We start from the raw sequence: 14,820 nt of genomic DNA on the forward strand, positions 1-14,820 counted from the left end.
CAACTGAAAAATTATTTTTAACTTGGACATTCCTTTCAATCCACTACCCTATACATGAAAAAATTTTTACTCGTTGCAGCACTTCTTTCCGTAAGTAGTCTCGCGAAATCGCAGGCGCTTGCTGCTTCCTCTTCTCAAACCGATGTCACCTGCTTCGGCGCGTGTAACGGATCTGCAACTGTCATTGCATCCGGAGGAACTTCTCCATACTCTTACAACTGGTCGCCGAGCGGCGGTACCGCGGCAACTGCGAGTGCGCTCTGCGCCGGAAATTATACTTGCACAGTTACTGATGCCGTTTTCGCTTCGGTGAATGTTACGGTCAACATCACACAACCCACTCCAATTACTATCAGTCCTTCGCAGCAGAATGTTTCATGCAATGGAGGAAACGATGGCCATGCACTCGCAACGGTAAGCGGCGGCGCGGGATTTTTCACTTACTCATGGTCGCCCGTCGGTGGAAATGCACCGATTGCTAATTCCCTGACTGCGGGAATTTATACCGTCACTGTCACGGATGCAAATTCATGTACAGCTTCCCAAACATTTCAGATCACAGAACCTCCCGCACTGAGCGCAACAAATGCTATTGTAAATGTAAGTTGCTTTGGCGGGTCAGACGGAAGTGCCGTGGTAACTGTCAATGGCGGAACTCCCGGTTATATGTATTCCTGGGCGCCGGGCGGATACACCACTGATTTTGCAAACGGGCTCAGCGAAAATCTTTATCTCGTTTCCATCACGGATCTCAATGGTTGTTTTCTCCGTGACACGGTCAACATAAGCGCTCCTTCGCAATTAACGAGTTCAATTACAGGAACAGATGTTACCTGTTTCAATTCCAATGACGGAACAGCAATGATCACAGTCAATGGCGGCACCGGGCCTTTCAATTATTCCTGGGCGCCGAATGGTGGATCCGGGAATACACAAACGGGGCTTTCAGCAGCCACCTATACGTGTAATGTTACAGATGCGCATGGTTGTACTACAACACAAACCATCGATATCACGGAACCGGCGCCGCTTTCTTCGATTGATTCGCAAACCGACGTAAGTTGTTTCGGTGGCAGCAACGGATCTGCATCAGTGAGTGTAAGCGGCGGCAATGGATCCTATTCTTACAACTGGTCGCCCTCAGGAGGAAATTCTTCTATGGCGGGCGCACTCATGGCCGGAAGTTATTCCTGTACCATCACCGATATCAATGGATGCATGCTTACCGAAACTTTCAGTTTAACAGAACCATCGCTTATCACTGTTGTAGGTTCGCAGTTCGATGCGTCATGCAGTGGCGGCAATAACGGCAGTGCGACTGTAAATGCAAGTGGAGGAACGGGGCCGCTTACTTATTCCTGGACAAGCGGCGGAACGGCCGCAACAGAAACTTCGCTGTCGGCAGGATCTTACACCTGCACAGTTACAGATATGAATGGTTGTGTTGCAACACAAACCTTCGTTATCACGGAACCAGCTGCGATGACTTCGAACGCGATGATCACCGGTGTCACCTGTTATAATTTCAACAACGGAAGCATCACGCTCAATATGAATGGCGGAGCGGCTCCTTATAATTATTACTGGTCCGATTTTTCCAATAATGCTTATGATTCGATGCTCGTTGCCGGAGTTTACACACTCACCGTGCAGGATGCAAACAGTTGCGTTTTCAATGATACATTCACTGTTTCTCAACCTGCACCGCTTTCATTTGTGGTAACGCAAACTGACATTTCTTGTCACGGTAATAACGATGGAACTGCTTCCGTAACTCCATCCGGTGGAACCGGCCCCTATACTTATTTGTGGAATACCGGGAATACTTCTTCATCACTCACCGATCTTTCACAGGGAATTTACACTTGTGTTGTTACCGATTCGAACGGATGCGTTGATTCAGCACAGGCATCTATTTATGATCCGGGACAATTGGTAGCATTTGTACAGGCGGTGTTGAATCCAACAACATGTGGCGCTTCTGATGGCGGAATTAATATTGCAATGACCGGTGGAACACAACCTTTCATTTACCAATGGAGTAACGGCGATACGATCGAAGATCTTTACAATATTGCTGCCGGTGTTTATTCACTCACTGTAACTGATGCGCATGGTTGCGTTGGAACTGCACTTGCAACACTCAGCGATCCGAATGCTCCTGTTGTTGCAATGACGCTGCCGGAAACTTTCATTTGCATTGACGATGATACACTCCTGATTTCCGGTATTCCTGCAGGAGGAACTTTCACCGGCAATGGAATGAATGGAAGTGTTTTCGATCCATCTCTCGCCGGGTTGGGTCAAAGTGTGATAGCGTATGCGTACACGGATACGAACGGATGTTTGGGCGCGACCACTGACACGATCACTGTGGATCCGTGTACAGGAATACAGGTGAATGCCGATTATTCTCAATGGAATATTTTCCCGAATCCTACGACCGGTGATGTTTTTATTACTGCTTACGTGCCAACAGAAGAACCTGTGCATGTTCAGCTTTTTTCTTCAGAAGGAAAATTGATCCGCGATGTGGAATGGAATACAAAAGATGAAATGCATTTCGGAATACAGGACGAGGCAAGCGGCATTTATCTTGTGAGAATTATTTCTGCAGATTCTGAAAAATCATTCCGCATCATCAGGCAATAATGAACCGCGCCATTTTTGAAAGCGATACGCGAAAAAGCATATCGCTTTTTTTTATGTTGAGAAGTCGCGGAAAAAAATTCGTTCAATTTTTATACATTTGTCGCTGTGAAATGTGGTAGCTGAAGTCAGTTGCTTTTCGTTTAACCCTAACTCAACTAATTATGAAATCAAAATTCTACATGAAATGGAATGCATTGCATGCACGTGTTGCGGCAATGAGTTTTGCGATCCTGCTGTTGTTCAATCTTCATTCAGATGCGCAAACTGTTTACACATTTACCAGCGCGGCTGCCACTGGCGTTAATGGCCCTACGCAGGCGCAGGTGAACACAGCTTATACTTCAACAACACTTGCCGGAGCTGTTACTGTTGTAAGTAATGGAATTCAGCAATGGACAGTACCTGCAACAGGAAATTATACCATTGAAGGATACGGAGCGCAGGGAGGAAACGGAACCGGATTTAGCCTGATCGGTGGAAGAGGCGCTTACATCAAAGGAACATTTAATCTCACTGCTGGAACTGTTCTCAATATTGTTGTAGGACAGATCGGCGCTGATGCAAGTTCAGGAAGTTCTGGTGGCGGCGGAACTTTTATTTACACAGGTGCAATTGGCGGCGCAGGATTAATGATCGCTGCCGGTGGTGGTGGCGGAACAGGACACAACGTTGCGAATGGTGGAAACGGAAGTGCAACGAGTACTCCCGTTAGCAGCGGAACAGGAAGAGGAGACGGCGGATACCAGGGATTAGGAATGGGTGGAAATGGTGGATCAGGTGTTGGAGGATATTCTGCAACGTGGAATAATGCTGCAGCTGGTGGTACAGGTTGGGGAAGTAGTGGACTCGCAGGATTTTTCCAGGGCGATGTTACTTATCAGAGTAATCCGGGAACAAGATTCACCGGAGGATATCATGGAACTGTGAATACAGATTTTCCCGGCGGATTTGGTGGAGGTGGTGGTTGCGGTGGTTGGGGATATTCTGGTGGTGGTGGCGGTGGATACACTGGTGGCGGTGGTGGAGATGACTGGGACGGAAATTCCGGGCCGTGCTCTTGCGGCCATGGCGGTGGACAAGGTGGTGGAAGTTTCAATTCAGGAACAAGTCAAACCAATACTGCCGGTGTAAGAAGCGGGGACGGAACTCTGATCATCACTAACATTTATTCAGCTACAACTGCAGTTTCATCACCAATCACTTGCAATGGCGCATCGAATGGTTCTCTTACTGTAACGGTGACCGGCGGAACGAGTCCTTATACTTATTCATGGGCGCCAACAGGAGGAACTGCTGCAACGGCTAGTGGATTATCTGCGGGAACTTATACCGTAACCGTAACTGATGCTACTTCCGCAGTTACTACAAGTACATTCAATCTTACACAACCGTCAGTAATCTCTACTTCTGTTTCTTCGCAAACGAACGTTTCCTGCAATGGCGGATCGAACGGAGTGATCAACGTTTTTGTTACCGGTGGAACACCCGGCTACGCTTACTCGTGGGCGCCATTGGGGGGAAGTATGGCAACGGCATCCGGCCTTCCTGCAGGAACCTATACCTGCACGGTCACCGATGCGAATGGTTGTACTGCAACACAACCTGCCGTCATAACACAACCAACGGCAATTACAACTTCTGTTTCGGCTCAAATGAACATTACCTGCAACGGAGGCAACAACGGATCTGCAACCGTCACTCCTTCCGGAGGAACTCCGGCCTATTCTTTTTCCTGGTCACCATCGGGAGGAACCTCTGCATCGGCTTCCAGCCTGCCGGTAGGGTCATATACCTGCACGGTCAGCGATGCCAATGGTTGTACTGTAACACAAACCGTGATGATCACAGAACCTACGGCTATCGTTACTTCGGTTTCTTCACAGACGAATGCAACCTGCAATGGAAACATGGACGGATCTGCAACAGTTGCTGCTTCGGGCGGAACCGGCGCTTATACTTACATGTGGAGTCCGACCGGTGGTTCTACGGCTATGGCAACGGGACTTGGTGCCGGAAGTTATTCCTGCACGATCACGGATGCCAATGGTTGTACTGCAACACAAACACTCAGCATCACAGCACCGATGACGGTCACGTCTTCCGTTTCCAGCCAGATGGATGCTACATGCAACGGAGGAAGCGACGGATCAGCTACGGTAATGGCTTCCGGAGGAACCGGGCCTTACACTTACGCGTGGAGTCCAATGGGAGGAAATGCTGCAATGGCAGCAGGACTTTCAGCCGGAACTTATTCCTGCTTGGTCACGGATATGAATGGTTGTACTACAACACAAACCGTTATGATCGCTGAACCTTCGCCGATCATTGTAACAACAATGGGAACTGATCCTACCGGATGCGGCGCAAATGACGGGTCTATAACCATGTCTGTGAACGGCGGAACACCCGGATATACTTTCATGTGGAGCAACAGTGCGACGACACAGAATATTTCCGGACTCACCGCAGGAACCTACACCTGCATCATTACCGACATGAACGGATGCAGCGCGAATGGAAGTGCAACACTGGTGGATCCGAATCCTCCAACGGTGACTTTGAATATTCCGACTTCGACTATTTGCTTCGATGATGCCACACTCGCATTGACCGGTGAATCTCCTTCGGGCGGAACATTCAGCGGAAGTGGTGTAACCGGAAATTCATTCGATCCTTCGGTTGCGGGAAACGGAACACAAGTGATCACTTATATGTTCACTGCCACCAATGGATGCTCCGGTACAGCAATGGATTCTATAGTTGTTGATCCTTGTACAGGAATCCGGAATGCAAATTCCAATTCAACATGGAATCTTTATCCGAACCCTACGACGGGCGAAATTTTCATCACAGGTTCATTGCACCAGGAAGTCCGTGTACAGTGTTTCACCTCTGATGGAAGAATGATCCGTGATTTCATGATGATCCCGAATGATAATTCGAAATTCAGTTTGAGCAATGAAGCGAGCGGGCTTTACCTCGTGCGCATCATCTCTTCTGAAAAAACAGAATCGTTCAGGATCACCAAACAATAATTTTTTTATCACAAAGTGAAAAAGGCGATTCCCGCGGGCGTCGCCTTTTTTTTATGATATTTGATCATGCGGAAAATATTCCTCCCACTTTTTCTTTTTTTCTTTTTCCACAAGATCTCCGCCCAGAGTTTTCTCGGTTACGAACACAGCAATTATGCAGGAATAGTCGGCGCTTCGTACAATCCTGCTTCGCTCGCCGATAATAATTACAGTCTCGATATCCTGGTCGGCGGTTTAGATGTGGAAGGAGCGAATAATTATGTGGGCGTAAAAAGAAAAGACTTCGGAATTCCCGATTGGGGAACGCAGAATCTTTATTTGCGCGATGGAAGAAATACGAAGAAAGCTGCATTCGCACGAGCGGAGATTCTTTTGCCCGCGGTGATGTTCTCCAATGATAAATTCGGATGGGGCGTAGATATGAAGATACGCACGTATGCAAATATTGACGGAGTGGAACCTGAGCTCGCGCACCTGCTCGCACGCGGATTGAAAGATCCTGCCGACTATCAGGAATTTCATAATAAGCACGTGGGTGCGAATGCGTGTTCGTGGTTCGAGATCGGCGGCACTTATTCGAAAACTATATGGACCGGCGCTGAACATTTTGTGAGTGTAGGTGTGCGCCCTAAATTTTTACTCGGTCTCGGCGCCGCTTATGCTTTTGTAAATGATCTCGAGTACCAGGCGTATAGCGACACTACTGTCGGAATTTTCCGTTCCGATCTGAAATTCGGCCACTCGGATAATTTCGCATTCGGCGCAAATTTTTCATGGCAGGGGTATCACATCGGGTTCAATCCGGGAATAGGATTGGATGCAGGAATCATTTATGAATTTCGCCCGGACGCAATGCAGAAAGACAAAAAAGATAAACCGAAAGAATGGCCCGGATTCCGTGAGCGTCCGATTTACAAATACCGGATTGGTGCATCACTGACCGATCTCGGCATCATTCATTTCCGTTCCGGTATTTTTACCGATCATTATTCTGCAAATTCAGAGGACTGGAATTTCAATAACAAAGATTTAAACTATACAGAGCCCGGCCCGATCTACAATAATTTTTCATTGGGGAATGCAGGAAAAGGAAGCGGAAAAGGATTGTGGATGCGCACACCGCTGGCCCTCGATCTTTTTTACGATTATCATTACCGCGATAATATTTATTTAAGCGGGCAATCTTTCAATGCACTTTATTTCCGCGGAACTGATTTTAAAAAAGTTCACGAGCTCACGCGCATAAGCGTGACCGCGCGCTACGAAACGCGCTGGTACGGTGCGTGGGTGCCCGTATCATTCACGCGCATGGGCACAGTGAGCATGGGCGCGGGATTCCGTCTGGGTCCGTTCATTTTCGGAACGACAGATCTTTTAAATCTCATTCTGAAAAGCAAAAAAGTTTACAATGCGGATTTTTACTTCGCGCTGAAAGTTCCGCTCTTCCCGACCGGAAAACTGAAAACGAAAAAAGGAAAAGCAAAGACGGGAGGAAATCCGGTTGATTGTCCGAAGTAGTTTCGGGTTATTACGAATCCTGATAATTTTAAGTGGTGAGTGACGATGAATTGTTTTCGGTTTACTGTTTCCGGTTTTTTTAAAGCAATAATGTTTGCATTTTTTTTTGCAAACAAGTTCACAGGAAGACACAGGAGAGAATAATTTGTGATGAAGTTTTTTCGCATAGCCCCGATGGTGCGCCTTTACCGAACGCGTTCGGGATTGCGCACCAGCGGGAAGACAGGAAATAAGAAGTGATACAGGTGCGCTTCAAAATAAAAAAATGAGAAGCTGCCGTATTCAAGTTCACTTTCTCACCAATATTTTTTCCGACTGCCGTTGCCGCTTGCTCCTTTGGAGCTGATTTCTGGTAGTGGGTCAGTTTGAAAATTCTTAGCGCCTTAGCGTCTTTGCGGTTTAATAAAAGAATGGTTTAGGAACCGCGAAGGCGCCAAGGCGCGAAGTTGAATCGGAAAAGAGCAAACTGAGCCTCTACCTGATTTCTGCTTAATTCCCCAATACAACTTTTCTTGCTAAATTTGCGCCCTTTAACACCAATGGGTAGTTTCAAAACACCCTGATCAATCAATAACAACTATGAACGAACAACTTATTTATCTGGTTCCCGCATTGGGAATTCTCGGACTCATTTTCATGATCCTCAAATCGGCGTGGGTGAGTAAACAGGATGCGGGAAACGATCGCATGAAAGAAATTGCAGGATATGTTTCAGAAGGAGCGATGGCATTCCTGAAAGCTGAATATCGCATTCTCGCAATTTATGTCGTACTCGCCGGCAGCGCACTCGGTTGGTTGAGCCAAGAGGTAACTACTTCTCACATTCTTATCGTCGCTGCATTTGTTTGCGGATGTATTTTTTCTGCACTCGCCGGATTTTTCGGAATGCGAATCGCTACAAAAGCAAACGTTCGCACAACGCAGGCGGCGAGAACTTCTCTTGCAAAAGCACTGAGAGTTTCTTTCACCGGCGGAACAGTGATGGGACTCGGTGTTGCCGGACTCGCAGTTCTCGGACTAAGTATGCTCTTCATTATTTTTTTCCAGTTTTTCATGCAGAGTTCACTTGCGAATGGCGGATATGAAAAAATGACGCAGGTACTTGAAGTGCTCGCAGGATTTTCTGTGGGTGCAGAATCGATCGCGCTTTTCGCTCGTGTGGGCGGTGGAATTTATACCAAAGCCGCAGATGTTGGAGCCGATCTCGTTGGAAAAGTAGAGGCAGGAATTCCGGAAGATGATCCGCGTAATCCCGCAACCATTGCAGATAACGTTGGTGATAATGTGGGTGACGTTGCAGGAATGGGCGCCGATCTTTTCGGATCGTACGTCGCAACAGTTCTCGCGTCGATGGTGCTGGGCAATTATGTGATTCGCGATATGGTTGCAGCGAATGGAAATTATGATGTGATCCCGTTCAAAGGACTCGGCCCCATTTTTCTTCCACTCATGATCTCTGCTGCAGGATTATTCGCTTCCATCATCTCCAGTTATTTTGTGAAGGTTGCCGACAATGCAAAAACAGATACACGTACCGTACAACGGGCACTCAATATCGGAAACTGGTCTTCGATTCTTCTCTCGCTCGTAGCCGCTTATTTTCTCATTCAGCAATGTTTGCCTGCAACAATGAACATCAGTGTTTTCAACGCGGGTGAATTCGGAAAAGCAACTACAACAAGTATGCATATTTTCTATGCGGTGATGATCGGAATGTTTGTAGGTGGTGCAATTTCATTTATCACCGAATATTTTACCGGCCTCGGCGGGCGTCCTGTAAGAGGCATCGTCGAAAAATCTGCGACAGGTGCAGCAACAAATATTATCGCCGGGCTCGGAACAGGAATGTTATCTACTGCACTTCCTGTAATTCTTTTCGCAGGTGCGATCTGGGGCGCGTATTCACTCGCAGGATTTTACGGAGTAGGAATTGCAGCGTGCGCGATGATGGCGAACACCGCAATGCAATTGGCGATCGATGCATTCGGTCCCATTGCAGACAACGCCGGCGGAATTGCAGAGATGAGTGAACTTCCTGCAGAGGTTCGAGAGAAAACAGACGTACTCGATTCAGTTGGAAATACAACTGCTGCTATCGGGAAAGGATTTGCAATTGCATCCGCAGCGCTTACTGCACTCGCACTTTTCGCTGCTTACGTAACATTCACCGGCATCAACGGAATAAATATTTTCGATGCAAAAGTTCTCGCTGCGTTATTTCTCGGCGGAATGATCCCGGTTGTTTTCTCCGCGCTCGCTATGAATTCGGTTGGTAAAGCAGCAATGGATATGGTGAATGAAGTACGCCGGCAGTTCCGCGAAATACCCGGCATCATGGAAGGAAAAGGAAAACCTGAATATGCAAAGTGTGTTGCTATTTCCACGAAAGCTGCATTGCGCCAGATGTTATTGCCGGGCGTGATCACGATCGTAACTCCAATCATTGTTGGATTGGTGATGGGCGCAGAAGCGCTCGGTTCTTATATGGCAGGCGTAACCGTGAGCGGTGTACTCTGGGCAATTTTCCAGAACAATGCCGGTGGTGCGTGGGACAATGCAAAAAAATCTTTTGAAAAAGGTGCGGAGATAGAAGTGAACGGCAAGAAAGAAATTTTTTATAAAAAATCTGATCCGCATAAAGCGGCTGTCGTTGGTGATACGGTTGGTGATCCTTTCAAAGATACTTCCGGCCCGTCGATGAATATTCTCATCAAGCTTTCCTGTCTCGTTGGACTCATGCTTGCACCACTTCTCGCCGGACACAATGCTACCGCAATGAACAACATGTGCAAAGGAAATTCCTGCTGCACCCAGATGATGAATATGAAATGCGATCTGAATAAATGCATGCACATGACGCAGCAACAATGCGCGCAGTATTGCGACTCGATGAAATGTACGCCCGAAGAAAAAGAAATGTGTTTGAAACATGCAATGGGTGGAAGCTGCTACGATTCGACAAAGTGCAATAAGTAAATAGTTATCTCAAAATTGAGATTCAATCATGAAATTCCAAAAAAAGTAAAGCTCCAAATTCCAAAAGACGGCACAGTTAACCAATGAACTTTGGGATTTTCGATTTGTGATTTTCCGGAAATGACTGTTTAATTTCGAGGTGAGTTCTACTGAGAAAATATTTTTTGAAGAAAGCCATTCCGTGAGGAGTGGCTTTTTTTATTGAGGATACTAATTGCGAATTACCCGAATATCCGGATCAGGATTTGTGAAATGTGCAATTTACGCGGCTGCACGCGCTTTACATTTAAAATCTGCAAATTATTCTTCCCGCGTTATCCGGAATTCAATTTTCTTTTATGGTTGGACTCCTCTACGTTTGTCAGGTAACGAAATTGAAATAAAAAACAGAGCCATGAAAAAGAAACTGACTATTCTATGCCTGCTCACTTCTCTTTTCGCTTTCGCGCAGAAGGACAGCACCATTCTGCTTAAAAAGAATTCACTCAACTTCCAGGCAGGTGGAATTTCTTTTTTCCCACAAGTAAATTACGAACGGATTTTTTACCAGAAGAAAAAACTCAAACTTAATGCTTCCATCGGAATAGATCCTGTCGATATGTTTTTTGCCGCGGTTTTCAATGGCCCGAAATTCATTGGCACAGTCGAATCAGACGCCATGCTCGGAAGAAAAAATAATTTCCTGGAAATGGGAATTGGAAATCTTTTGGAATATAAATCTTCAGGCGAATATCCCCGCAGGAAAACAGAATCCTATTTGCTTTACGGGCCAGGCGATCCTGATGGTTTTCAATATGGCGTCAAGGACGTAAAAACAGTGAATTATTATCAAGCAAAATTCAATATGAGGATCGGATACCGGTATCAGAATGTAAATAAGAAATTTTACTTCCGCATCGCATGGATACCAACCGTGATTTTGAAACTGGGTTATAAAATGGAACCTTACGATCAATTAATAAGATTACGCGGCAGTATATGGGGTGACTCTTATTACAACGACTACAGACCGATCCCGTCGGAATATCATCCATCTGGTCACGGTGTCGAATCCATTGCAGAGATCTATACACTCAATGGAGCATTTACAATTGGATATCTGTTCAGGTAAAAGAATGCAGAAGTGCAGTTTCGTTTAAAAATCAATACATCATTAAAATAAAAATTTTGCGCTAAATACTAATCACGCAACAATCACTACCATGCGTTTCAATATTTGCAATACAAAAATGAAGTCCACATGCAATTCGATTTCGGAAAATGAATCAACTGGTTTACGTTTGTCATGTCAATCAATCAACTGCATGATAAAACCTTTACACACCGTTTGCACAAGAAAAATTATTTCTTTTCTACTTGTAGCATTTTTATTTTTCTCTGACTCCTGCCACAATTTCGCGGAGATTGACAAAATGAATTACAGAAAAGATCGTGCGAGCCGTCACATTCCAAAGGAAAATACTATTCCTTTCTTCAATTTGACTCTGAATAATTTTTCAAAAGATTCCATTATTCCAAGATCAAATGATACCGTAGGAATATTTTCAGCGGTCAAATCCTTACATGAAAATATTATTGACAAGCATCCTTCTCTTTTATCCGATACAAACCGTTCGAAAAAAGGAAAAGCAAAGTGGCATCCTGCTTCAAAAAAGAATGATGAACCTTTAACGCCACAGGAAGAGGTGAACGAAGATTTCAGAAAAGGAAAATTATATCTTGCCTTGGGGATTCTTTTTCCACTCCTTCTGTTTCCGATGTCGATCTTCTTTCTATTCGAGGCAAGAAACAAAATGAAAGAATACGGCATCGTGGATGAGCAATTGAAACAAAAAATAAATTTCTGCATTTTTTTAACGATCGTCTTCGCCATTGGCTTCGGTGCCTTTTACATTTATCTTATGATCATGCTGGTACAGGGATTCCTTTTTCTAATGGGTGTGATGAGTGAGGTTTGTTACATTGCAACGATGGTTTATGGTGATTATGATGCGCCCGAAGTTCTTGTGCTGAGAAAATTCCGTGATGAAAAACTGAAACCACATTTCGCCGGCAGGATTTTCATTGCCGTTTACTATGCTTTGTCGCCCTACTTCGTGAAATTTTTCCGGAACAATAAAAGCGTGAACAGATCCTGCAAATACCTTCTTGACAAATTTGTTGCGCGGCTGAGAAGGGAATTTGCGGAAGAACAGATTATTCTGAATTGATAATAAAAGATAATGAAATGCAACTTCTTCGATTCGAAAAAAATAACCCTTGAATAACAAAACTTAAAAACTAAAACCATGTACAATAATCAGCCTGAAAAATTTACTGCGACTGCCTTCAATTTCTGCCATCGCACTGCTATCGGCCAGGGCGCGTCAACTTATTTGCCATTGGCCGGTGGCACGCAACAGCCTTCCTCAACCGGTGAAACAAGTATTTTAATTTCTCGAAGCGGAACGTTGAAAAATCTTTTCTGGGATTGCAAATCAAATTCACTGACCGGATCGGGAAATATATTTACTGTTCAATTTGCTTTAGAACATGTTTCACCTGCTAATGCGCTTGCCCTTGGAAATAATATTTCAGTTTCACTCGATGGCAAAATAACAAATGGAACCGGCGTGCTTAGCTTAAATGTCAGTGCAGGACAGCGCATTGCTATATTGGTACAAACAGCCTCTGGCGGACCGTCTACAAATATTGTAAATCTCAGAGTCTCCTTTGAACTCGAATCAGATTTACCGCAACCTAATCCATGGAATTTATCCGGAACAAATCTTTCTTACACCGGAGGTAATGTTGGAATTAATAGTATTAACCCTTCGGAGAAATTGGACGTGAGCGGTTCAGTAAAAATTGTGGATGGAACGCAAGGAGCAGGAAAAGTTTTTACATCAGATAACAATGGTAAGGGAAGCTGGGTAACACCAAATAATTTGCCGAATGGAACGAATGGGCAAACGCTTAGGCATGATGGAACAAATTGGAAAGCAGATTCCAATTTATTTAATGATGGAACCAGGGTTGGAATCGGAACACTGACGCCGCAATATTATTTCGAAGTCCATCATCCGGATAGCACATCTACTATTGCGGTTACAACAAGCCAGAGTAATGGATACGCTCAGTTTATTATGACTAATCCTGATTCTATTTGGGCAATGGGTTTCGTTGACGGTGGTCTGAGTGACTGGCGACTTGCAAATTATTCTACGGGTGTCCGCGTTTTAACAGCAACAACAACGGGAAGGTTGGGTATTGGAGTACAAATCCCAAGAGCTAAACTTGACGTTGATGGTGATATTAATATTTCAGGAGGCAGCACAATTAAAATTGATTGCGAAGATATTTTAGTGGTTAAACAAAACAACACTTTCATCGGTCTGCAAGCTGGCTACAATAACGGGCATCATTTATCTAATTCAGGATTTGGTGACAGAGCATTAGCAGACAACATGGGAGATGAAAACAGCGCTTTTGGTTGTTCGCCATTGCAGTTTAATAAAACCGGCATTCAGAATTGTGCGTTTGGCAACTCTACACTTTTGCAGAATACAGATGGTTCAGGCAATACAGCGATGGGTTATCAATCCGGGATGAAAAATGCTTCCGGTAACAATAATACTTACATCGGAATTAATTCCAGAACAACAGGAAATTATGATAACTCAACAGCCATCGGTGCAAATTCAATTGTTGAACAAAGTAACAGTTTAGTGCTTGGTGATTTAAATGTAAATGTTGGAATAGGAATTACAAAACCACAAGACAAACTTCATGTAGAAGGAAGTATAAATATTGGAACTTCTTGTGCTTATAAAATTGATGGAAGCAGGGTATTAGTCAAAAGTGGGCAAAATTTATTGCTTGGTGATGCAAATACGAATGTTGGAATCGGATCAACTGATCCACGAGAGAAAATCACACTTGGATCTGATTCTAATATTGCAATTGAAATGTCGCCTCCATCAACTTCAATTATCACCGGCCATCACGCAATTGGTTACTTAACAGAGGGAGACGTTTACTATTTCAGGGTAGCAGCTTCCGACGGAACAGGATGGACGAGAGCTTCTGATCCCGTGTCATTTATTGTCGATGTTTACAAAACTATTCGCATTGGTTGGAACGCGATTCCGGGAGCAATGAACTATAGATTGTTTAAATCCTCTTCTCCTTCAGGCCCCTATAGTTTTGTTGATGTGCCGTCGGGTTCAGGGCCATCCGCAGGTTATGAATTTATGAACGAGGCGCAATTCACGATCACATCATTTCCTCCTCCGGAAGAAAACACTGCGTATGTCAATAAATTATCTGCTTCCGGCAATAGTTGGTTGATGGGGGGAAATCTTGGTATCGGAACATCTGCTCCGACGAGTCAATTGCAGGTCGTTGGTTTGCCGGTGTATACAAATAATCTTGCAGCGCGAAATGCAGGTTTATCGCAAGGAGCTTTCTACAGAACCGGCGGTGATCCGGATTTGGTTTGCGTGGTGCATTAATCTGCCATCACAACTTAAAAGATTATGAAAGCAAAATCCACACGGCAAAATCTTTGGATAAAAAATCAATATTGAAAATAATTTCGCCTGAAAAAAATATTTTACTCTTCGTGTCTCTTTTATTTCGATTATAGTTTTCAGGCAAC

Annotated in this window: 7 protein-coding genes; all 7 read left to right on the forward strand. The window is 44.7% G+C overall.

The annotated features are described in order from the left end of the window. The first annotated feature begins 54 nt into the window (after nucleotides 1–54). The 7 genes from HY064_05900 (at nucleotide 55) to HY064_05930 (ending at nucleotide 14,674) form a co-directional block, all read left to right on the forward strand. The gene (locus tag HY064_05900) at nucleotides 55–2,652 is read left to right on the forward strand and encodes a T9SS type A sorting domain-containing protein (protein ID MBI3510177.1); all 2,598 of its coding nucleotides are present in this window, start codon (nucleotides 55–57) and stop codon (nucleotides 2,650–2,652) included. Between the two features lie 161 nt (nucleotides 2,653–2,813). Continuing rightward, a complete protein-coding gene (locus tag HY064_05905) occupies nucleotides 2,814–5,687 on the forward strand; it encodes a T9SS type A sorting domain-containing protein (GenBank protein MBI3510178.1) in 2,874 nt (957 codons plus the stop codon). Nucleotides 5,688–5,753: 66 nt separating this feature from the next. Then, nucleotides 5,754–7,205: a hypothetical protein gene (locus HY064_05910; protein MBI3510179.1), complete on the forward strand. Its 1,452-nt coding sequence runs from the start codon at nucleotides 5,754–5,756 to the stop codon at nucleotides 7,203–7,205. A gap of 579 nt (nucleotides 7,206–7,784) precedes the next feature. Beyond that, nucleotides 7,785–10,181: a sodium-translocating pyrophosphatase gene (locus HY064_05915; protein MBI3510180.1), complete on the forward strand. Its 2,397-nt coding sequence runs from the start codon at nucleotides 7,785–7,787 to the stop codon at nucleotides 10,179–10,181. A 394-nt stretch (nucleotides 10,182–10,575) separates the two neighbouring features. Beyond that, the gene (locus HY064_05920; GenBank protein MBI3510181.1) at nucleotides 10,576–11,292 is read left to right on the forward strand and encodes a hypothetical protein; all 717 of its coding nucleotides are present in this window, start codon (nucleotides 10,576–10,578) and stop codon (nucleotides 11,290–11,292) included. A gap of 301 nt (nucleotides 11,293–11,593) precedes the next feature. Continuing rightward, complete coding sequence (locus HY064_05925; protein MBI3510182.1) at nucleotides 11,594–12,391, forward strand: hypothetical protein; 798 nt, start codon at nucleotides 11,594–11,596, stop codon at nucleotides 12,389–12,391. 78 nt (nucleotides 12,392–12,469) lie between these two features. Next, on the forward strand, nucleotides 12,470–14,674 hold the full coding sequence (locus HY064_05930; GenBank protein MBI3510183.1) for a hypothetical protein: 2,205 nt from the start codon (nucleotides 12,470–12,472) through the stop codon (nucleotides 14,672–14,674). Nucleotides 14,675–14,820: the final 146 nt, after the last annotated feature.

Source organism: Bacteroidota bacterium (assembly GCA_016194975.1).
Lineage (GTDB): Bacteria > Bacteroidota > Bacteroidia > Palsa-965 > Palsa-965.